The following is a 19,371-nucleotide window of genomic DNA, read 5'->3' as shown; positions in this document are numbered from 1 at the left end:
GGGTGGGCTCAGACGGTCTCGATCAGCTCGTCGACGGCCGACATCGGGCGGCGCGCGGTGTGATCGGGGCGCGTGTCGGGCGTGTCGTCGTGCTTCACGTCGGGCAGCGCGGGGCCGGCCTTCATCAGCTTGAGCATGTAGTACACGCCGGTGCCGAACACGAGGAAGTACACGATCACGAACGTCATCATCGACAGGCTGACCTGCTGCACCGACAGCGGCGACACGGCCTGCGCGGTACGCATCACGCCGTACACGACCCACGGCTGGCGGCCCGCTTCGGTCGTCACCCAGCCCGCGAGCAGCGACACGAAACCGGTCGGGCCCATCACGAGCGCGAAGCGCTGGAACCCCTTCGATTCATACAGGCGGCCGCGGCGGCGCAGGAGCCACGCGAGCGCGGCGAGGCCGATCATCGCGAAGCCGAGGCCGACCATGATCCGGAAGCTCCAGAACACGACCGTCGAGTTCGGGCGGTCTTCCGGCGGGAACTCCTTCAGCCCGCGGATTTCGCCGTCCCAGCTGTGCGTGAGGATCAGGCTGCCGAGGTGCGGCACCTGCACCGCGTAGCGCGTCGTTTCCGCCTTCATGTCCGGGATGCCGAACAGGTTGAGCGCCGTGCCGCCCTTTTCGGTTTCCCACAGCCCTTCGATCGCGGCGATCTTCGCGGGCTGGTGCTTCAGCGTGTTGATGCCGTGCTGGTCGCCGATCACGGCCTGCAGCGGCGCGAGCACGAGCAGCAGCCACAGCGCCATCGAGAACATCTTCTTCACGCCCTTGTCGCGGCGGCCCTTCAGCAGGTGCCACGCGCCCGTCGCGGCCACCACCAGCGCCGCGACGATGAACGCGGCGATCGCCATGTGGAACAGGCGGTACGGGAACGACGGATTGAAGATGATCGCGAACCAGTCGGTCGGCACGACGCGGCCGTCGACGATCTCGAAGCCTTGCGGCGTCTGCATCCAGCTGTTCGACGCGAGGATCCAGAACGTCGAGATCAGCGTGCCGATCGCGACCATCAGCGTCGCGCCGAAGTGCGCGCGCGGGCTCACGCGGTTCCAGCCGAACAGCATGATGCCGAGGAAGCCGGCTTCCAGGAAGAACGCGGTCATGACCTCGTACATCAGCAGCGGCCCGGTGACGGCGCCGGCGAAGCTCGAGAAGCCCGACCAGTTCGTGCCGAACTGGTAGCTCATCACGACGCCAGAGACGACGCCCATCCCGAAGGCGACCGCGAAGATCTTCGACCAGAACAGACAGAGGGTCTTGTAGTACTGCTTGCCGGTCTTGAGCCAGCGGTATTCGAGCACGGCGATGAAGCTGGCGAGGCCGATGCTCAGTGCCGGAAAGACGATGTGAAAGGAGACGGTGAACGCGAATTGCAGGCGGGCCAGATCGAGGGCCGAAAGTGCGGTGTCCATACCAGATGACCGAAGCTGACGATACCCGCCGGCGGGTGCCGGCGGACCCCGGCGGACAGGCGTCGGGGTTGGCTGGAGTATGCGTCGCGATGTTGCACCGCGAAATGCGCCAACTCGTCGCAGATGTCCAGCCCGCCGCGCGCGATGTCGGGATAAATCGTTGATTCGTATCAAGAAGCCTGTTCGCGGCGCGGACGACCATGGCGTGGCGGTCTGACGCACGTGCGTCAATATGGCGCGCCGCGTCATCGGAACGGTTTCGATCGTCCGGAAACGGCGCGGCGGGCAGCCCGTGCGCGGCGCGCGAGGCAGCCGATCCGTTTCGGCGCGTTAGCGCGTAATGCACGCGGCCGTGGCGGCGGGGCGGTGCCGGGAGCGGCTGTCACACGGGTAACGCCGCGCAACATTGGCGCGGCCGGCCGTAATGGATGCCGGATCGCGCGCGGCGTAGCGTTTCGGGTGTCGGGTTCGTATCGGCGAACCGGCCTGCTGGAGAACGTGACGTGAATGGATTGAAGCTCGCGCTGGGCGCGGCAGCCGCGGTGGCGCTCGCGACGGGCGGCGTCGCGCATGCCGCCCGGGTCGGGGTCTATGTCGGCCCCGGCTTCGGCTACCCGTATTACTACCCTGTCGTCCCCGCGCCTTACTACTACCCGCCGCCCGTCGTCGCGGTACCGGTCGATCCGCCGCCGCCGCCCGAATATGTCGAGAAGGGCCAGCCGCAGGACAACGGCGACGCGAACCTCTGGTATTACTGCGACGCGTCGAAGCACTACTACCCGTATGTGAAGACCTGCAAGTCGGGCTGGCGATCGGTGCCGGCGCGGCCGCAGTGACGGAGGCGCGACGATGACATCCGCATTTCGATTCTTGCGCGTGCCGGCCGCGCTGGCGCTGGCCGGCTGCCTCGGCGCATGCGCGTACCTGCCGACCGGGCCGAGCGTGATGGCGCTGCCGGGCACCGGCAAGTCGTTCGACCAGTTCCGCGCCGATGACGGCAACTGCCGCCAGTACGCGTTCGGGCAATCGGGCGGCGTGAGCGCCGGGCAGGCGTCGACCGCCAGCGCGGTCGGCAGCGCCGCCGTCGGCACCGCGCTCGGCGCGGCGGCCGGCGCCGCGTTCAACGGCGGCACCGGTGCGGCCGTGGGCGCCGGCGCGGGGCTGCTCGCGGGCAGTGTCGTCGGCGCGGGCGCCGCGCAGGGCTCGGCCTACGACGTCCAGCGCCGCTACGACTACGCGTATCTGCAATGCATGTACGCGACGGGCAATCGCGTGCCGGTGCCGGGCGGAATGAGCGGCGGCAGTGGCGGCGGGTATGGCGGCGGCGGATACGGCGGCGCGCCGCGCGCGGCGCCGCCGATGCCGCCGGCCGGCGTCCAGCCGCCGCCGCCGCGATACTGACCATGCGATTGCCGCTCGACGGGCGGCACGCGCTGCGTGAATTGCGTACACTCTGAGTCTCGTTTCGGCAGGGCCGGGCGCAGCGATGCCGGCCCGCGTTTACTCAGGGCATAGCGATGATCGATTTACGCAGCGATACCGTGACACGTCCGAGCCAGGCAATGCTGGCCGCCATGACTGCCGCCGAGACCGGCGACGACGTGTGGGGCGACGACCCGACCGTGCTGCGCCTGCAGGCGGTGACGGCCGAGCGCGCGGGCAAGGAAGCCGGCCTGTTCTTCCCGAGCGGCACGCAGAGCAACCTGGCCGCGCTGATGTCGCATTGCGAGCGGGGCGACGAGTACATCGTCGGCCAGCTCGCGCACACCTACAAGTACGAAGGCGGCGGCGCGGCCGTGCTCGGCAGCATCCAGCCGCAGCCGATCGAGAATGCGCCGGACGGCACGCTGCCGCTCGCGAAGATCGCCGCGGCGATCAAGCCGCTCGACAATCACTTTGCCCGCACGCGCCTGCTCGCGCTCGAGAACACGATCGGCGGCCAGGTGTTGCCGGACGGTTATGTGCAGGAAGCCGTCGCGTTCGCGCGCAGCCGCGGGCTGTCCGCGCACCTCGACGGCGCGCGCGTGTGCAACGCGGCCGTCGCGTCGGGGCGCCCGATCGCCGAGCTGTGCGCGCCGTTCGACACCGTGTCGATCTGCTTCTCGAAAGGGCTCGGCGCGCCGGTCGGCTCGGTGCTGGTCGGCAGCCGCGCGCTGATCGAACGTGCGCAGCGCTGGCGCAAGGTGCTGGGTGGCGGGATGCGGCAGTCGGGCATTCTCGCGGCGGCGTGCCTGTATGCGCTCGACCACAACGTCGAGCGGCTCGCGGACGATCACGCGAATGCCGCGCATCTCGCGGCAGGCCTCGCGCGCATCGACGCGGTGAAGGTGCTGTCGCATGCGACGAACATGGTGTTCGCGCAATTTCCCGAAGCCGATTGCGCGCCGCTCGAGGCGTGGCTCAAGGCGCGCGGGATTCTCACGCAGATGTTGTATGCGTCGCGCTTCGTCACGCACTGCGACGTGTCGCGCGCGGATATCGATACCTTCCTCGGCGCGGTCGGCGACTACTTCTCGCAGCGGCGCGCGTAACGGCCGCGAGCCGGCTTCGTCGCCAGCGCGCCGCCTCAGGTCATGTCGGCAGCGGCGCGAGCAATCGGCGCGCCGCTTCGACGACGCGCGCCGACAGCGACGCCATCGTCGGCGACTGCACGGTCCACGCGTGCCAGTACAGCGTGACATCGGTCGGATGCGCGGGCGCGAGATCGACGAGCCCTTGCGCATCGAGCGGCGTCGCGCCGATCAGCGGCTCCGGCACCATCGCGTAGCCGAGCCCGTGCCGCACCGCCGCGAAGTGCGAGTGGGTGCCGGGCACGTAGTGGCACGGGTACGCGCCGTCCGGCAGCCCGAACTTTTCCTTCAGGAACGACGACTGCAGCGTGTCGCGCCGTGAATACGCGACGACGGGCGCCTTGCGCGCGCTCGTGCGGTTCAGCCCGCGCGGGAACCAGCGCACCGCGAACGCGGCGGCCGCGAGCAGCCGGTAGCGCATCGTGCCGAGCGGCGTCGCGATGCAGCCGCGCATCGGCTTCGGTTCGGTCGTCACGCAGCCGACCGCCATCCCGCTTTCGAGCAGCGCGAACGTATGGTCCTGATCCTCGACGATCAGCTCGAACAGGATGCGCTCGCCCGCGAGCACGGATGTCAGCGCGGGCAGGAACCACGTGCCGAGGCTGTCGGAATTCAGCGCGATCGTCACCGAGATCGGCGATTCGCGCTCGGTCGCGAGCGTGCTTTGCAGGTCGGCCTGCAGCAGCGCGACGCGGCGCAGATGCTGCAGCACGCGCTGGCCGGCCACCGTCGGTCGGCATGGCCGCGTGCGCAGCACGAGCGGCGTGCCGAGGCTGGCTTCCAGCGCGCGGACCCGCTGCGTGACGGCGGACGCGGTCACGTGCAGGCGCACGGCCGCCTGCTCGAAGCTGCCGGTGTCGGCGACGGCCAGCAGCGCGGCGGCCTGCTTCGGATCGATCGTCATCGACATGTCGGTGGCATTCCTGTGAACTGTGACGAAAACAGGCCGTAGTGTAAGGCAGTGCGCGCAACCATCCGGGCGTGGCGAATCGTCCCGGCGTGTGCGATTCGTCTTCGGAATCGGTCGCCGCGCACCGTACCCCGGCGGCGCATGCATTTTGATCTACGCTGTAGGGAGGGCGAAACGCAACGCGCGCGATGCCGCTCGCGCGACGGCGATGTCATCATGCCGACGCCGGTGCCGGACGACGATGTGCGGCACGCAGGCCCGCCCCCACCTCACCGAAGCACCGGCGACGGAGAACCCGAGCGATGATCTTCCGGCAACTTTTCGATCCGCAATCGTCGACTTACACGTATCTGCTCGCCGACCGCGCGTCGCGCGAAGCGCTGCTGATCGACCCGGTGTTCGAGCAGGTGCGCCGCGACGCGGCGCTGCTCGACGAACTCGGGCTGCGGCTCGTCGCGACCGTCGACACGCACGTGCATGCCGATCACGTGACCGGCGCGTGGCTGCTGAAACAGCGCACGGGCAGTGCGATCGCGATCTCGGCCGCGAGCGGCGCGCGGGGCGCCGACCGCTACCTGAACGACGGCGACCGCTGCGCGTTCGGCGCGCGTTACCTGACCGTGCGCGCGACGCCCGGCCACACGAGCGGCTGCATCAGCCTCGTGCTCGACGACGAATCGATGGCGTTCACCGGCGATTGCCTGCTGATCCGCGGCACCGGCCGCACCGACTTCCAGCAGGGCGACCCGCGCGCGCTGTATCGCGCGGTGCACGGCCGGCTCTTCACGCTGCCGGCCGCCTGCCTGCTCTATCCGGCGCACGACTATCGCGGGCTCACGGTGACGAGCGTCGGCGAGGAGCGCCGTTTCAATCCGCGCCTCGGCGGCGACCTCAGCGAGGACGATTTCGCGGGCTACATGCGCAACCTCGGGCTCGCGCACCCGCGCCAGATCGACGTCGCGGTGCCGGCGAACCTCCAATGCGGGGTCGCCGCGAACGCGCCCGATGCCCAGGCGGCGCCCAATTGGGCGCCCCTCGTCTATACGTTCGCCGGGTTCTGGGAAATCGATCCGCAGTGGCTCGAGGATCATCTGTCGGCCGTGCAGGTCGTCGACGTGCGCGAGCCGGACGAATTCACGGGCCCGCTTGGGCACCTGCCCGGCGCGACGCCGATTCCGCTCGGCGAGCTGGCCGCACGCGCCGGCGAGATCGCGCGCGACCGGCCGGTCGTGACCGTGTGCCGGGCCGGCGGACGCTCCGCGCAGGCCACCGTGATCCTGCTGAAGGCCGGCTTCGACGCGGTCGCGAATCTCGGTGGCGGGATGCTGCGCTGGCGCGCCGAGGGGCGCGTCGTGATGGACGGCCGGTCGTAGCGATCCGAAGCCGAAAAAAATGCCGGACCGATGTCGAAACGGCCCGGCGCCGTTCGTCGTCCAGGTATCCGACCACGTGGCGCCGCACGACGCGGCGCCCACCACCCAGAGAGGCCGCGCGATGATGCCGACGCTTTACGCCCATCCCTTTTCGTCCTACTGCCAGAAGGTGCTGACCGCGCTGTACGAGAACGGCACGCCGTTCGAGTATCGACTGCTCGCGCACGACGATCCGAAGCCGATGCAGGAACTGACCGCGCTGTGGCCGCTGAAGCGCTTTCCGGTGCTGGTCGAGGCGGGCCGCACGGTGATCGAGGCGTCGATCATCATCGAGTATCTCGGCCTGAACCATCCGGGCCCCGTGCGCCTCTTGCCCGACGATCCGCACGCCGCGCTCGAGGTGCGGATGATGGATCGCTTCTTCGACAACTACGTGTCGACGCCGCAGCAGAAGGTCGTGCACGACGCGTTGCGCCGGGAAGGCGAACGCGATGCACGCGGCGTCGCCGATGCGCGCGCGATGCTCGATACGTCGTATGCGTGGCTGGACCAGAAGATGGCCGATCGCGAATGGGCGGCCGGCGATCATTTCAGCCTCGCCGATTGCGGCGCGGCGCCGTTCCTGTTCTACGCGGACTGGACGCACCGGATCGATCCGCGGTTCGCGAACGTGATCGCGTACCGCAAGCGTCTGCTCGCGCGGCCGTCGTTTGCGCGGGCGGTCGACGAGGCGCGGCCGTTTCGCGCGTTCTTCCCGCTCGGCGCGCCCGATCGCGACTGACGTGCGCGGCCGGCGCGCGGCGCGCCGCTGCCGCGCAGGGCCGGCAGCGCATGCCGGGGCGACGGAACGACAGCAGCAGGGGCAGCATCGCGGCACCGGCCCGTCACATCGTCTGCGTGACCGACTGCGCGAGCGTCAGCAGTTCGTCGAACTGCGTGATCAACTCGAAGCACAGCAGGAACGCGAGCGTATAGGCCGGCGCGGGGAAGCGCCGGATCGTCTCCAGCACCTGCGGCGCGAAGCGCGACCGGATCGCGTCGCGCGTCAGCAGCCACGCGATCGCGATGCCGATCGCGGCGCCCGCGATCAGGTCGGTCGGGTAGTGGAAGCCGAGATACGCGCGCGGCAGGCAGATGAAGACGACCGAATACAGCAGCGCGACGATGCCGATGCGGCGCGCGATGATGAAGATACCGGTCGCGATCGCCATCCACAGCATCGCGTGATCGCTCGGAAACGAACTCCATGCCTGCAGCGTCGCCGCGCGCAGTCCGGCCGACGGGAAGTGCAGGTGGAGATCGGGGTTGTAGATCGGCCGCACGCGGAACGGCAGCACCTGGGCGAGCACCCGGCCGATCGCGAGCGCGACGAGCCCGCTCGCGATCGTCGCGACGACCAGCTCGCGTTGCCGGTCGCGGTTCGGGCCTGGCTGGAACCACAGCCAGCACAGCACGGGAATGAGCACGAAGCCCTTGAACGTGTACAGGCCGGCAATCACGCGAATCGCGTGATTCATCAGCGGGCCGAACGTCACGTGGGTGAGGAAGATCTGGATCGAGGTGTCGAAATCGTTCATGTTCCGGGCGACCCGGGCGGACGCGCAGCGCATGACAGGCGGCCGGCAGGATCGGAAAGCGCGCTCGCACCGGAGCGCAACGGGGGCCAGTATGTCAGCCGTTATTTCGAAGAAAATGCGAAAAAATACCGGGAATCCCCTGATAAAACGGGGTTGTGCGATGGGGTCGGATGGCAACGCGCCGCGCGGTGCGGCAGGGGCGAATCGTCCGACGTTTGCGTGCAGGCGTGCACCGCTGTTGCAAAAATTAATCGGTTGAACTGGCTAATTCGTCAGGCGGATGCGGATCTTGCACCGAATGAACGAATGCGCGCGTCGGTGCGTCCGAATCTGCCGGGCCGTGCGGCATCATGCATGCGCCGATCGAAAATAAAAGAAAAGGCGGGCAAGCCCGTGGGCCTGCCCGCCTCGTCCTCGCGACGGCGGATGTCAGTTGCGCCAGATCCGCACCGCGAGCGCGGCCAGCGACGTCGCGACGGCCAGCGCGGTCACGGCATTCCAGCCCAGTTGCGCGAGCAACAAACTGCCGATCGCGGCGCCGGCCGCCATCCCGATGAACATCCCGACGAACAGCACCGCGTTGAGGCGGCTGCGCGACGCGGGATCGATCCGGTAGACGATGGCCTGGTGCGCGATCAGCGTCGCCTGCACGCCGAGATCGAAGCCGATCGTCGCGAGCGCGAGCAGGACGAGCTGCGCATGCGGCGACATCAGCGGCGCGGCGGCCATCGATGCGAACGACAGCGTCGCGATGCCGATACCGATGCGCGTGACGCGCTCGGGGCCGTGGTGGTCGGCCAGGCGTCCGGCGATCGGCGCGGCCAGCGCGCCGGCGGCGCCCGCGAGGCCGAATGCGCCGGCAGCCGCGCTGCCGAGATGGAACGGCGCGCCGTGCAGCATCACCGCGAGCGTCGACCAGAATGCGCTGAAGCCGATGGCAAGCAGCCCCTGCGCGAGCGCGGCGCGACGCAGAGCCGGATGATCGCGCCACAGCGCGCCGAGCGAGGCGATCAGCGCGCGGTACGGCAGCCGCGTGGTCGGCTCGAAGCGCGGCAGCCCGCGCGCGGCCACCCAGCCGATCACCGCGACGCTGACGGCCGCGAGCGCGAACATCGCGCGCCAGCCGGCCGTTTCGGCGATGAAGCCGGCCACGACGCGCGACAGCAGGATGCCGAGCAGCAGCCCCGTCATCACCGTGCCGACGATGCGGCCGCGATGCGTGTCGTGCGCGAGCGTCGCGGCGGCCGGCACGACGTCCTGCGCCATCGTCGCGGCGAGGCCGATCGCGAAACTCGCCGCGAGCAGCAGCCCGAGAGACGGCGCGATCGCCGCGAGCAGCAGCGCGACGACCAGCGCGGCAGCCTTGGTCACGATCACGCGGCGCCGGTCGAAGCGGTCGCCGAGCGGCGCGAGCAGCAGGATGCCGAGCGCATAGCCGAGTTGCGTGAGCGTCGGCACGAAGCCGATCGCGCGCGCCGATGCGCCGAGATCGGGCCCGAGCGCGCCGAGCATCGGCTGCGCGTAGTAGAGCGGGGCGACGGCGAGGCCGGCGGCGGCCGCGAGCAGCAGCACGAGCCGGCGATCGGGCATCGAATGAGCGGCCGGATGGGCCGGGGCGTGCGCCACACGGGGCGCGGCGTCGAGACGGGTCGGGGTGGACATGGTGTGCATCCTTGGTTGGATAACGGGATGGACGCGAGTGTGGCGGTACGCGGCCGGCCACGGTAGTGCCGCCTCGCGCAGATTTGTTATACGCTGCACGAATGACCGAAAAATCTTCTGCTTCTCCCGCCGCTGGCGGGTCTCAGCGCGTTCAGGCCGTGCCGGTGGACGGCGCCGGCTATCGTTTCGAGCTGATGGAAACGTTCGTGCGCATAGTCGAGGCCGGCAGCCTGTCGGCGGCCGCTGCGCAACTGCATACGACGCAGCCGACCATCAGCCGGCGGCTGCAGGCGCTCGAACGGTCGCTCGGCATGCGGCTGCTGCAACGGACGACGCATACGATGCGGCTGACCGTCGACGGCGAGCGTTGCCTCAAGCGGGCGAAGGAGCTGCTGGCGAACTGGGCGGCGTTCGAGGCCGATTTGCGCGGCGCGCAGGAGGAGCCCGACGGGCTGCTGCGCGTCGCGGTGCCGCACGCGTTCGGGCAGGAACGTTTCGTCGCGCCGCTCGCGCAGTTCCTGCGCGACTACCCGCGCGTGTCGGTCGAGTGGCTGCTGCAGGACGAGGTGCGCGATTTCGTCGGCAGCGGCATCGATTGCGCGATCCAGGTCGGCGAGCCGACCGATCCCGGCGTGGTCGCGATCCGGCTGACGAAGGTGCCGCGCTTCGTGGTCGCCGCGCCGTCGGTGCTGAACGGCGCCGATCTACCGGGCGACCCCGACGCGCTGGCCGGGCTGCCGTGGCTCGCGTTGCGCACCTACTACCGCAACGAACTCGCGCTGACGCACGCGGTCACCGGCGACACGCGACGCATCGCGATCCGGCCGCGCATCACGACCGCGAACCTGTATGCGCTGCGTAGCGCGGCGCTGCTGGGCGTCGGTGCGTGTGTCGGCTCGTCATGGATGCTGGCCGGCCATCTCGCGCGCGGCGAGCTCGTGCATCTCGCGCCCGAGTGGCAGGCCGCGCCGCTGCCCGTCTATCTGACCTATCCGCACGCGCAGTTCTATCCGTCGCGGCTCGTGCGGTTCGTCGCGATGATGCGCGAGGCCGTGCCGACGCTCGTCGAAGGGCGCGAGGCATGATCGCGCAGGCGCGCGACGGCGGCCGTGCCGTCAGCCGCGCCGGATGCCTTCCGGCAGCGCGCTGATGCGGCGCACCTCGGGCGAGTCGAGCCACGCGCGCGACGTCGCGCAGTCGACGAACATGTCGGTCGCGTCCTCGCCCCAGAACAGGTCGCCGTCGAGCGCGAAGGTCGGCACGCCGAATACGCCGTCGGCGATCGCCCGATCGGTGTTCGCGCGCAGCGCGTCCTTGACCGGCTGTGCCTCGGCGGCCGTCACGCCTTCCGGAAAGCCGACGGCTTCGCATAGCGCCGCGAAGCTGTCGGGCGTCGATACGTCGTGGCCGTCGCGCCAGATGTGCCGGAAGATGCGCCGGATCGCGTCGCGCGAACTGCCCATCGCGATCGCGAGGCGCAGCGGCCTGATCGGGTTGAACGGGTGCGCGGGCGGCATCCGGAACGCGATGCCGAGCTTGTCCGCGCGATATTGCGCGTGACGATAGGTGAAGACGCGTTTGGCCGCGATCTCGGCCGGTGCTTTCTGGCCCCAGTGCGTGAGCAGCGCGCCGAGCACGATCGGCCGCGGCTCGAACGCGGCGGCCGGCGGCAACCGGTCGAACTGTTCCTGCTGCAGATAGGCGAACGGCGAAACGAAATCGAAATACCAGGCGGCGGGGCGTGCGGCGCTCATCGCGATTGTCTCCTCGTGCGGGTCCGGTTGGCGGTTATACGCCCGGTGTGCATGCGAGTGGCACACCGGGCGTGCATCGTCGGCCAGTGTCGCATGCGGCGGCCCGTCGTGCCGTCGCATCGCCGCTGTCGTGCGCAATCGCCTACGACCGTGCAGCGTCGTCGGCCGACGACGCGAGCCGGGCGAGGCTGTCGCGCACGGCGGCCGCGTCGTAGCGCGTGCCCGCGCCGCCGAGCGCGACGGTCGCCTTCTGCGCGAGCGGCAGCAGCATGGCGAGCGCCGCGGCCATCGCCGGCGCGGAGGCGAGCCGCGATTTCGGGCCCGACACCGTCAGCGCGCCGACGCATTCGCCGGCCGCGCCGAACACGGGCACGGATGCCGATGCCGTCTCGGGGTCGCGCTCGCCGTACGACGCGGCCCACAGCTGTTCGCGCACGTCGTCCCAGCGGGCGTCGTGGGTGTCGGTGAAGGCCAGCAGCACCTTCCCGGACGCGCCCTGGCGAACCGGAAATTCCTCGCCGACGCGAATCGACACGCGCACGGCGCGGGCCGGTTCGACGCGATAGAGCACCGAACGCATGTCGCCCTGGCGCACGTAGAACGAAGCCGTTTCGCCGAGTTCGCGGCTCAGCGCCTCGAGCAGCGGCTCGATCACCGGGCCGACGCGGAACGAACGCTGGTACAGCGCGGCGAGCCGCAGCGGCTCGTGCCCGATCGCGTACTGGCCGTCGTCGAGCTTGCGCATGAAGCCGCCGTGTTCGAGCGCCGCGAGCAGGCGCAGGATCGTGCTCTTGTACAGCCCGGTGCGGCGCGACAGCTCGGCGAGCGACAGCCGGTCGTCGGTCTGGCCGAACGCACGGAGGATCGCGAACGCGCGATCGAGCACGGCGACGCCGCTGGATGCTTCTTCGGCCGCCGGATCGGGCGTGTCGCCGGTGTGACCTGCTTGATGCGTGGGCACTGACTGCTTCCTTCGAATGATGGTCGGCCCACTATATCGTTCTGTCTGACAGAACTCAAGTTCCATAAAATCGCGATTTCACGGGTATACCCCGCTTACCGCTCGTTCGCAGCCCGCCTAAAGTTCTGTCAAACAGAATGATGTTCTTTCAGATAGAACGATGAGGTGTCGAATGAGCGTTTCCGAATATCCGAAGGTGCTGGTCAGCGAGGTCGGTCCGCGCGACGGGCTGCAGAGCATCAAGGCCGTGATGCCGACGGCCGGCAAGCTGCGATGGATCACCGCGCTGGCCGCGGCCGGCCTGCGCGAGATCGAGGTGGGGTCGTTCGTGCCGGCCCGGCTGTTGCCGCAGATGGCCGACGTGCGCGAAGTCGTCGCGCATGCGCGGGCGATTCCGGGGCTGCACGTCGCCGCGCTCGCGCCGAACCTGCGCGGTGCCGAAGGGGCATTCGACGCGGGCGTGCACAAGCTGACGCTGCCGGTCTCGGTCACGGAAGCGCATTCGCTGGCGAACATTCGCAAGACGCCCGCGCAGATGATCGACGAAGTGCGCGCGATCGTCGCGCTGCGCGATGCGCGGTATCCGTCGGTGCAGATCGAGGCCGGCGTGTCGGTCGCGTTCGGCTGCACGATCGCGGGCGCCGTCAGCGACGACGAGACGATCGCGATGGCCGCCGCGATGGCCGAATGCGGTGTCGACGAAATCGGCCTGTCCGATACCAGCGGTTATGCGAACCCGGCCCAGGTGCGCCGGCTGTTCACGCGGCTGCGGCGTGAAGTCGGCGACAAGGCGGGCGGCGCGCATTTCCACAACACGCGCGGGCAGGGGCTGGCGAACGTCGTCGCGGCGCTCGACGCGGGCGTGACGACGATCGACGCGAGCCAGGGCGGCCTCGGCGGGTGCCCGTATGCGCCCGGCGCGACTGGCAACATCGTGACCGAGGATCTCGTGTTCCTGCTCGAAGCGATGGGATACGACACGGGGGTCGACGTCGACGCGCTGCTCGCCGCGCGCGCGATCCTGCATGCGGCGTTGCCCGCCGAGGCGCTGTACGGCCACGTGCCCGATGCGGGTTTGCCGAAGGGTTTCCGCTATGCGGACGGGCGTGTCCCGTCGGCCGCGCAACCGGAAGGATGCCTGGCGGGAGTCGCGCAATGAACGAACGCCAACCGGCCTCGGCGCTGCCGTACGCAGGCGTGCGCGTGATCGAGATGACGCACATGGTGATGGGCCCGACCTGCGGGATGCTGCTCGCGGATCTCGGCGCGGAAGTGATCAAGATCGAGCCGATCGCGGGCGACGGCACGCGGGCGCTGCGCGGTTCCGGCGCGGGCTTCTTCGGGATGTTCAACCGCAACAAGAAAAGTCTCGCGGTCGACGTGAAGGATCCGCGCGGGCTGGAGATCGTGCTGCGGCTCGTCGCCACGGCGGACGTGTTCAGCGAGAACTTCAAGAGCGGCACGCTGGACCGCCTCGGCCTCGGCTATCCGTCGCTGCACGCGCTGAATCCGCGCCTCGTGTACGTGTCGCACAAGGGCTTCCTGCCGGGCCCGTACGAGCATCGCACCGCGCTCGACGAGGTCGTGCAGATGATGGGCGGCCTCGCCTACATGACGGGCCCCGAAGGGCGGCCGCTGCGCGCGGGTGCGAGCGTGAACGACATCATGGGCGGCATGTTCGGCGCGATCGGCGCGATGGCCGCGCTCGCGCAGCGCGAGCGCACGGGCCGCGGCCAGCAGGTGCAGAGCGCGCTGTTCGAGAACAACGTGTTTCTGGTCGCGCAGCACATGATGCAGTTCGCGGTGACGGGGCAGGCCGCGTCGCCGATGCCGAGCCGCATTTCCGCGTGGGCCGTCTATGACGTGTTCTCCGTCAAGGACAACGAACAGATTTTTCTCGCGGTCGTGTCGGACACGCAATGGGCGCTGTTCTGCGATGCATTCGGCCTGGCCGCGCTGAAGGACGATCCGCGCCTCGCGACCAACAACCTGCGCGTCCAGGCGCGCGAATGGCTGCTGCCCGCGTTGCGTGCGCGGCTGGCGTCGTACTCGGCCGCCGAGATCGGCGCGATCTTCGAGTCGACCGGCCTGCCGTACGCGCCGATCACGAAGCCGCAGGACCTGTTCGACGATCCGCATCTGCGCGCCACGGGCGGCCTCGAAGCCGTGACGCTGCCGGCCGACGCGAGCAGCGCCGGGCGGCCGGTGGACACGCGCACCGCGCTGCTGCCGCTCACGCTCGCGGGCGAGCGCCTGCGGCTGCGCTCGGCGCCGCCCGCGATCGGCCAGGACACGCATGCGCTGCTCGGCGAGCTCGGCTACACGCCCGACGACGCGCGTGCGCTGATCGACGCCGGCGTCGTCGCGGGCCGGGGCGGCGCGGACGACGCGGCGCACGGCGACGGGCCGGGCGGCGCGCCTTCGCCGACTGAAGTGGCGAGCGCGTAGCGCGGCCGCGATCCCCCGAACGAACACAGGCAGCCCGGCCGCGCCATGCGCGGACGAGGACCGCCGTATCCATGGAGACGAACATGACATCCGCTTCCCCGGCGCTCGCCGCCGACCGCGAGACCGACACGTCGGCCGAGCAGCGCGCCGTGCGCAAGGCCGCATGGCGCTTCATCCCGCTGCTCGCGCTCGCGTACTTCTTCAACTACCTGGATCGCACGAGCGTCGGGTTCGCGGCGCTCACGATGAACCGCGATCTCGGGCTGACCGCGACGCAGTTCGGCTGGGGCGCGGGGATCATGTTCGCGGGCTACTGCGTGTTCGAGGTGCCGAGCAATCTCGCGCTGTACCGCTTCGGCGCGCGCCGCTGGCTCGCCCGCATCATGATCACGTGGGGGCTGATGGCGGCCGCGACCGCGCTCGCGACCGGGCCGACGAGTTTCTACGCGATCCGGCTGCTGCTCGGCATCGGGGAGGCCGGCTTCTTCCCGGGCGTGATCTTCTTTCTCGCCGTGTGGTTTCCGGCGAGCTACCGCACGCGCGTGCTGGCGTGGTTCACCGTGTCGACGCCGCTGTCGTCGCTGATCGGCGGCCCGCTGTCGACGTGGCTGCTGCAGCTCGACGGCGTGCTCGGGCTCGCCGGCTGGAAATGGATGTTCATCGTCGAAGGGCTGCCGGCGTGCGCGCTCGGTTTCCTCGTCCTGAAGCTGCTGTCCGATTCGCCGGCGCATGCCGCGTGGCTGTCGGACGACGAGCGCGCGGCGCTGCAGCGCGCGTTCGAGCGCGAAGGCGCGGCGGCCGGCCGCAAGAAGGGCTTCGGCGTCGCGTTGCGCGACGTGCGCGTGTACGTGCTGGCGCTGATCTCGTTCGGCTTCACGATGGGCTCGTACGGGATCGGCATCTGGCTGCCGCAGATGCTGAAGGCGCACGGCATGTCGACGATGCAGACGGGCTGGCTGTCCGCGGTGCCGTACTGCTTCGCGACGGTCGCGCTGCTGTGGTGGGCGAAGCGGGTGGACCGTCGCGGCGGCCCGGTCGCGAACCTGGCCGTGGGGCTGTGCATCGGCGCGGTGGCGCTGGGCGTGTCGACGCATTTCCTGACGCTCGGGCCGGCGCTCGTCGGCATCACGTTCGCGTTGATCGGCACGATTGCCGGCCGCACGATCTTCTACACGCTGCCGTCGCGCTTCCTGTCCGGCCAGGCGGCGGCCGGCGGGCTGGCGCTGATCAACTCGATCGGCGCGCTCGGCGGCTTCGCGGGCCCCTATCTCGTCGGCTACCTGAAGGACAGCTTCGGCACGTTCACGGCCGGCATGCTCGGCCTCGCGATCGTGCTGGCGATCACGACGCTGCTCACGCTGTCGCTGTACGCGTTCGACCGGAGCGAATGACATGGATACGATTTCGATCAAGCGACGCCGGTTGCTCGGCGCGGCCGCGGCCTCGTTCGCGCTGCCCGCATGCGCCGACACGCCGGCCCACGATGGAGCTTCCCGCATGACGACGCAAGGCAACTATCTCGCGGTCCGCCCCGACTGGCTCGCGTCGGCGCTCGAACCCGCGCTCGAGCCCGACCTGCCGATCGTCGACGCGCATCATCACTTCTACGAACGGCCGGGCTGGATTTACATGCTCGACGACTATCTGCAGGACGCGCGCTCGGGCCACCACATCCAGGCGTCCGTCTACATGCAGGCGCAGACGCGCTATCGCGATTCGGGGCCGGCCGAACTGAAGCCGGTGGGCGAGACGGCCTACGTGGCCGGCGTGACCGAGCCGCTGCAGCACGGCCCGGTGGCCGTCGCCAAAGGTATCGTCGGCCATGCGGACCTGCGGCTCGGCGCACGCGTGCGCGAGGTCCTGGAAGCGCATCTCGAAGCCGGACGCGGCCGGTTCCGCGGCGTTCGGCACCTGACCACGTGGGATGCCGATCCGACGCTCGCGAATCCGCTGTCGGCGGTGCCGCGCGGGCTGCTGCTCGATCCCGCGTACCGGGCCGGCGTCGCGCAGCTCGCGCCGCTCGGGCTGTCGTACGACGCGTGGCTGTTCTTTCCGCAACTCCCCGAACTGTTCGACCTCGCGAAGGCAAACCCCGACACGCGGATCGTCGTCAATCACTGCGGCGGCGTCGTGCGGATCGCCAGCTATGCGGACAAGCGGCCGGAGGTGTTCGAGCGCTGGTCGGCGTCGATGCGTGAGCTCGCGCAACTGCCGAACGTGTACGTGAAGGTCGGCGGCCTCGGGATGCGCATCAACGGGTTCGATTTCGAGAAGTGCGCGACGCCGCCGTCTTCCGTGCAGCTCGCCGACGCGTGGAAGCCGTGGATGATGACCTGCATCGACGCATTCGGCCCCGGCCGCTGCATGTTCGAGAGCAATTTCCCGGTCGACAAGGGCTCGTATTCGTTCGTCAACGGCTGGAACGCGTTCAAGCGGCTGACCGCGCAGGCCAGCCGGGACGAGCGCGACGCGCTGTTCCGCGGCACGGTCACGCGCGCCTACCGGCTCGGCTGACGCGCGTGCGCGGCGTCACCCCGCTTCCACCAGCGCGGCCAGCCGCGCCAATGCCATCCGCCAGCCCGTTTCGTTGTCGGCGGCCGGCACGCCGGGCGGCACCCCGTCGTGCACGGCATCCACGCGCGTGCCGCCGGCTTCGTCGGACAGCGTGATGGTGATCGTCATCGCGCCGCGCAGCATCGGATCGTCGGTTTCGAACACGTCGATCTCGACGATCCGCTCGTCCGGCACGAGCGTGACGAAGCGGCCGTGATAGGTATCGGTGCGCGCGGTGGTCTTGCCGGTGTCGGCCGACGGCGCGTCGTAGCTCAGCGACACCCGCAGCGCGCCGCCTTCGCGCGCATCGTACGCGTGCACGCGGCACGTCATGCCGTCGGGCACCTTCCACTGCTCGACCGCGTGCGGATCGAGCAGCGCGCGGTAGACGCGCCCGCGTGGTGCGTTCAGGTGCCGGCTGACCCGGGTGGAATGCGTGTGCGTGTGCAACATGTGGCCTCCCGCGGAACGCGCGCGACGGTGCACGCCGGCGGCCGGCGTGTCGTCATGCTTCCTTCAGGAATCCTAGGCGCGGGCGCGGCGGCATGCAATGGCTGCCCGCGCGGGCGCGTTCAGCCGTTCAACGCAGGGCGGCGGCGAAGGCATCGAGCTGCGTGATGCAGGTGTTCCAGCCCTCGAAAAAGCCGAGCGCTTCATGGCGCTCGCGCGTCGCGGCATCGGGATGCATCACGCGCGCCTCGTAGCGGCTGCCCGCGTCGTCGTCGGCCATCGTGACGATTGCCGTGAAGCCCATCCACGGCGTCTGCGGCCGCCAGCCGCCCGCGAGCATCGACGTGAACGCGATGCGCGATTCCGGCACGATCTCGAGAAAGCAGCCGGGATTGTCGCTCGTGCCGCCGTCGGGGCCGCGCATGAACGTGTGGAAGGCGCCGCCCGGGCGCAGGTCGAATGCGCGCACGTCGGTGGTCCACGGCTTCGGGCACCACCACTCCTTCAGCAATTCGGGGTCGGTCCACGCGCGCCACAGCGCACGGCGCGGCGCGTGCAGCGTGCGCGTGATGACGAGATCGTGGGCTTCAGCGGGGTCGACGGGACTGGCTGACATCGTGCTCCTCCTGATGATGGCGTTCGACGAATTCGACGAGGCGGTCGGATCGCGCCTCCCACAGCGCGCGCTGGGCGGCGAGCCATGTTTCGGCCTCGGTCACCCGGCTGACCACCAGCGCGCAGGTGCGCGAGCGGCCGGTTTTCCGGGTCTGCACGAGGCCGCTGCGCTCGAGCACCGCGACATGCTTCATGAACGACGGCAGCGCCATGTCGAACGGCGCGGCCAGCGCGGAAACGGTTCGCTCGCCTTGGCCGAGCGCGCTGACGATCGCGCAGCGCGTCGGATCGGCGAGGGCGTGGAACACGTCGCTGATACCGGGTTGAAAGTTATCCATTCGGCTAAGTGTAGGCGACGTGACGGGTGATGCAGCGGAAATTTTCATCGCGTACGATGATGGGGCGGTAACGCGCGCCGACCGGGCGCGGCGTTGCCGGACGCCTGCCGCCGTTGCCTGAGCCTCGACGACCGGCCGGCGTGCGTTTGGGATCCCGGCCCATGCCGAAACCGTGCGTGCGGCCTGCCTGACTACCGGAGAGGGCATGACCGAATCTGTTACCGTCCGTCGGATCGACGCACGCGACGCGATGCGCTGCGTCGACGCGCTGGCCGACCTGTTGATCGATTGCGTGGAAGGCGGCGCATCCGTCAGCTTCATGTTGCCGATCGCGCGGCCGACCGCCGTCGCGTTCTGGACGCGCGTGGCCGAGGGCGTCGCGAACGACGAGCGCATCCTGCTCGTCGCCGAGGATGCGGCGGGCCGGATCGTCGGCACGGTGCAGGTCGTAACCGCGCAGCCCGAGAACCAGCCGCATCGCGCGGATATCGCGAAGATGCTCGTCGCGCGGCACGCGCGCCGGCAGGGCATCGCCGCGCGGCTGATGGCGGCGGCCGACGCGGCCGCGCGCGACGCCGGCAAGACCGTGCTCGTGCTCGACACCGTGACGGGCGGCGACGCCGAGCGGCTGTACGAGCGGGCCGGCTGGCAGCGCGTCGGCGTCGTGCCGAACTACGCGCTGATGCCCGACGGCGCGCTCTGCGCGACGACCTATTTCCACAAGCAGCTCGCGTAACGA

The 19,371-nt window shown here is 69.9% G+C and carries 20 protein-coding genes; 11 read left to right on the top strand and 9 right to left on the bottom strand.

The genetic code is table 11. The annotated features are described in order from the left end of the window. Positions 1-8 precede the first annotated feature (8 nt). A complete protein-coding gene (locus tag AC1VVG_RS19230) occupies positions 9-1,421 on the bottom strand; it encodes a cytochrome ubiquinol oxidase subunit I (RefSeq protein ID WP_059559079.1) in 1,413 nt (470 codons plus the stop codon). 503 nt (positions 1,422-1,924) lie between these two features. Between AC1VVG_RS19230 and AC1VVG_RS19225 the strand changes: the two genes are divergently transcribed. The 3 genes from AC1VVG_RS19225 (at position 1,925) to ltaE (ending at position 3,952) form a co-directional block, all read left to right on the top strand. After that, positions 1,925-2,257, top strand: coding sequence for a hypothetical protein (locus tag AC1VVG_RS19225; RefSeq protein ID WP_049033456.1), 333 nt, complete (start codon positions 1,925-1,927; stop codon positions 2,255-2,257). A 13-nt stretch (positions 2,258-2,270) separates the two neighbouring features. Next, positions 2,271-2,822: a YMGG-like glycine zipper-containing protein gene (locus tag AC1VVG_RS19220; protein ID WP_226252480.1), complete on the top strand. Its 552-nt coding sequence runs from the start codon at positions 2,271-2,273 to the stop codon at positions 2,820-2,822. A gap of 116 nt (positions 2,823-2,938) precedes the next feature. Continuing rightward, positions 2,939-3,952: a low-specificity L-threonine aldolase gene (gene ltaE, locus AC1VVG_RS19215; RefSeq protein ID WP_034187698.1), complete on the top strand. Its 1,014-nt coding sequence runs from the start codon at positions 2,939-2,941 to the stop codon at positions 3,950-3,952. 40 nt (positions 3,953-3,992) lie between these two features. Here the strand turns inward: ltaE and AC1VVG_RS19210 are convergent, their stop codons facing one another. Further along, entirely contained in the window at positions 3,993-4,901 is a 909-nt protein-coding gene (locus AC1VVG_RS19210) for an HTH-type transcriptional regulator ArgP (RefSeq protein ID WP_049028996.1), read from the bottom strand. A 302-nt stretch (positions 4,902-5,203) separates the two neighbouring features. On the opposite strand from AC1VVG_RS19210, the gene AC1VVG_RS19205 reads away from it, so the two are divergent. Then, positions 5,204-6,274: an MBL fold metallo-hydrolase gene (locus tag AC1VVG_RS19205; RefSeq protein WP_482836032.1), complete on the top strand. Its 1,071-nt coding sequence runs from the start codon at positions 5,204-5,206 to the stop codon at positions 6,272-6,274. A 121-nt stretch (positions 6,275-6,395) separates the two neighbouring features. Continuing rightward, complete coding sequence (locus AC1VVG_RS19200; protein WP_034187855.1) at positions 6,396-7,055, top strand: glutathione S-transferase family protein; 660 nt, start codon at positions 6,396-6,398, stop codon at positions 7,053-7,055. Between the two features lie 103 nt (positions 7,056-7,158). Here AC1VVG_RS19200 and AC1VVG_RS19195 read toward each other — a convergent pair whose 3' ends face one another. Together AC1VVG_RS19195 and AC1VVG_RS19190 are read right to left on the bottom strand one after the other, a co-directional pair. Continuing rightward, positions 7,159-7,851 (bottom strand): phosphatase PAP2 family protein, encoded by a 693-nt coding sequence (locus tag AC1VVG_RS19195; RefSeq protein WP_034187701.1) that lies wholly within the window; start codon positions 7,849-7,851, stop codon positions 7,159-7,161. Between the two features lie 429 nt (positions 7,852-8,280). Continuing rightward, positions 8,281-9,513 carry an MFS transporter gene (locus AC1VVG_RS19190; RefSeq protein ID WP_059559070.1) on the bottom strand — a complete coding sequence of 411 codons (1,233 nt, stop codon included), beginning with the start codon at positions 9,511-9,513 and terminating at the stop codon, positions 8,281-8,283. Between the two features lie 101 nt (positions 9,514-9,614). On the opposite strand from AC1VVG_RS19190, the gene AC1VVG_RS19185 reads away from it, so the two are divergent. Beyond that, positions 9,615-10,598 carry a LysR family transcriptional regulator gene (locus AC1VVG_RS19185; RefSeq protein ID WP_473375952.1) on the top strand — a complete coding sequence of 328 codons (984 nt, stop codon included), beginning with the start codon at positions 9,615-9,617 and terminating at the stop codon, positions 10,596-10,598. A 30-nt stretch (positions 10,599-10,628) separates the two neighbouring features. On the opposite strand, the gene AC1VVG_RS19180 is transcribed toward AC1VVG_RS19185, so the two are convergent. Then, positions 10,629-11,267: a 2-hydroxychromene-2-carboxylate isomerase gene (locus tag AC1VVG_RS19180; RefSeq protein WP_482836031.1), complete on the bottom strand. Its 639-nt coding sequence runs from the start codon at positions 11,265-11,267 to the stop codon at positions 10,629-10,631. A 142-nt stretch (positions 11,268-11,409) separates the two neighbouring features. After that, positions 11,410-12,228 (bottom strand): IclR family transcriptional regulator, encoded by an 819-nt coding sequence (locus AC1VVG_RS19175; protein ID WP_482836030.1) that lies wholly within the window; start codon positions 12,226-12,228, stop codon positions 11,410-11,412. 172 nt (positions 12,229-12,400) lie between these two features. On the opposite strand from AC1VVG_RS19175, the gene AC1VVG_RS19170 reads away from it, so the two are divergent. From AC1VVG_RS19170 to AC1VVG_RS19155, 4 genes are all read left to right on the top strand, one after another. After that, entirely contained in the window at positions 12,401-13,387 is a 987-nt protein-coding gene (locus tag AC1VVG_RS19170) for a hydroxymethylglutaryl-CoA lyase (RefSeq protein WP_034187706.1), read from the top strand. Further along, positions 13,384-14,676, top strand: a complete 1,293-nt coding sequence (locus AC1VVG_RS19165; protein ID WP_034187707.1) for a CaiB/BaiF CoA transferase family protein — start codon at positions 13,384-13,386, stop codon at positions 14,674-14,676. Before AC1VVG_RS19170 ends, AC1VVG_RS19165 begins: the two co-directional genes overlap by 4 nt. A gap of 83 nt (positions 14,677-14,759) precedes the next feature. Then, positions 14,760-16,067, top strand: a complete 1,308-nt coding sequence (locus tag AC1VVG_RS19160) for an MFS transporter (protein WP_034187708.1) — start codon at positions 14,760-14,762, stop codon at positions 16,065-16,067. 1 nt (position 16,068) lies between these two features. Next, complete coding sequence (locus tag AC1VVG_RS19155; RefSeq protein ID WP_482836029.1) at positions 16,069-17,190, top strand: amidohydrolase family protein; 1,122 nt, start codon at positions 16,069-16,071, stop codon at positions 17,188-17,190. 15 nt (positions 17,191-17,205) lie between these two features. Here the strand turns inward: AC1VVG_RS19155 and AC1VVG_RS19150 are convergent, their stop codons facing one another. The 3 genes from AC1VVG_RS19150 to AC1VVG_RS19140 all read right to left on the bottom strand — a co-directional run bounded on the left by AC1VVG_RS19150 (position 17,206) and on the right by AC1VVG_RS19140 (position 18,632). Then, positions 17,206-17,682, bottom strand: a complete 477-nt coding sequence (locus tag AC1VVG_RS19150) for an SRPBCC family protein (protein WP_034187710.1) — start codon at positions 17,680-17,682, stop codon at positions 17,206-17,208. A gap of 127 nt (positions 17,683-17,809) precedes the next feature. Next, positions 17,810-18,295, bottom strand: a complete 486-nt coding sequence (locus tag AC1VVG_RS19145) for an SRPBCC family protein (RefSeq protein WP_059559063.1) — start codon at positions 18,293-18,295, stop codon at positions 17,810-17,812. Then, positions 18,267-18,632, bottom strand: coding sequence for an ArsR/SmtB family transcription factor (locus tag AC1VVG_RS19140; protein WP_482837186.1), 366 nt, complete (start codon positions 18,630-18,632; stop codon positions 18,267-18,269). Before AC1VVG_RS19140 ends, AC1VVG_RS19145 begins: the two co-directional genes overlap by 29 nt. A gap of 205 nt (positions 18,633-18,837) precedes the next feature. Here AC1VVG_RS19140 and AC1VVG_RS19135 point away from each other — a divergent pair, with 205 nt between their 5' ends. Further along, entirely contained in the window at positions 18,838-19,368 is a 531-nt protein-coding gene (locus AC1VVG_RS19135; protein ID WP_034187713.1) for a GNAT family N-acetyltransferase, read from the top strand. Positions 19,369-19,371: the final 3 nt, after the last annotated feature.

The organism is Burkholderia sp. L-4 (assembly GCF_056856535.1).
The sequence above is the reverse complement of the archived record's forward strand: the minus strand, read 5'-3'. Positions and strand labels throughout refer to the sequence as shown.

Coding starts and splice junctions, on each gene's coding strand:
- AC1VVG_RS19185 (WP_473375952.1), top strand. CDS start 9,615: ATGACCGAAAAATCTTCTGCTTCTCCCGCCGCTGGCGGGTCTCAGCGC.
- AC1VVG_RS19230 (WP_059559079.1), bottom strand. CDS start 1,421: ATGGACACCGCACTTTCGGCCCTCGATCTGGCCCGCCTGCAATTCGCG.
- ltaE (WP_034187698.1), top strand. CDS start 2,939: ATGATCGATTTACGCAGCGATACCGTGACACGTCCGAGCCAGGCAATG.
- AC1VVG_RS19200 (WP_034187855.1), top strand. CDS start 6,396: ATGATGCCGACGCTTTACGCCCATCCCTTTTCGTCCTACTGCCAGAAG.
- AC1VVG_RS19165 (WP_034187707.1), top strand. CDS start 13,384: ATGAACGAACGCCAACCGGCCTCGGCGCTGCCGTACGCAGGCGTGCGC.
- AC1VVG_RS19145 (WP_059559063.1), bottom strand. CDS start 18,295: ATGTCAGCCAGTCCCGTCGACCCCGCTGAAGCCCACGATCTCGTCATC.
- AC1VVG_RS19180 (WP_482836031.1), bottom strand. CDS start 11,267: ATGAGCGCCGCACGCCCCGCCGCCTGGTATTTCGATTTCGTTTCGCCG.
- AC1VVG_RS19195 (WP_034187701.1), bottom strand. CDS start 7,851: ATGAACGATTTCGACACCTCGATCCAGATCTTCCTCACCCACGTGACG.
- AC1VVG_RS19150 (WP_034187710.1), bottom strand. CDS start 17,682: ATGTTGCACACGCACACGCATTCCACCCGGGTCAGCCGGCACCTGAAC.
- AC1VVG_RS19170 (WP_034187706.1), top strand. CDS start 12,401: ATGAGCGTTTCCGAATATCCGAAGGTGCTGGTCAGCGAGGTCGGTCCG.
- AC1VVG_RS19205 (WP_482836032.1), top strand. CDS start 5,204: ATGATCTTCCGGCAACTTTTCGATCCGCAATCGTCGACTTACACGTAT.
- AC1VVG_RS19140 (WP_482837186.1), bottom strand. CDS start 18,632: ATGGATAACTTTCAACCCGGTATCAGCGACGTGTTCCACGCCCTCGCC.
- AC1VVG_RS19135 (WP_034187713.1), top strand. CDS start 18,838: ATGACCGAATCTGTTACCGTCCGTCGGATCGACGCACGCGACGCGATG.
- AC1VVG_RS19160 (WP_034187708.1), top strand. CDS start 14,760: ATGACATCCGCTTCCCCGGCGCTCGCCGCCGACCGCGAGACCGACACG.
- AC1VVG_RS19190 (WP_059559070.1), bottom strand. CDS start 9,513: ATGTCCACCCCGACCCGTCTCGACGCCGCGCCCCGTGTGGCGCACGCC.
- AC1VVG_RS19220 (WP_226252480.1), top strand. CDS start 2,271: ATGACATCCGCATTTCGATTCTTGCGCGTGCCGGCCGCGCTGGCGCTG.
- AC1VVG_RS19155 (WP_482836029.1), top strand. CDS start 16,069: ATGGATACGATTTCGATCAAGCGACGCCGGTTGCTCGGCGCGGCCGCG.
- AC1VVG_RS19210 (WP_049028996.1), bottom strand. CDS start 4,901: ATGTCGATGACGATCGATCCGAAGCAGGCCGCCGCGCTGCTGGCCGTC.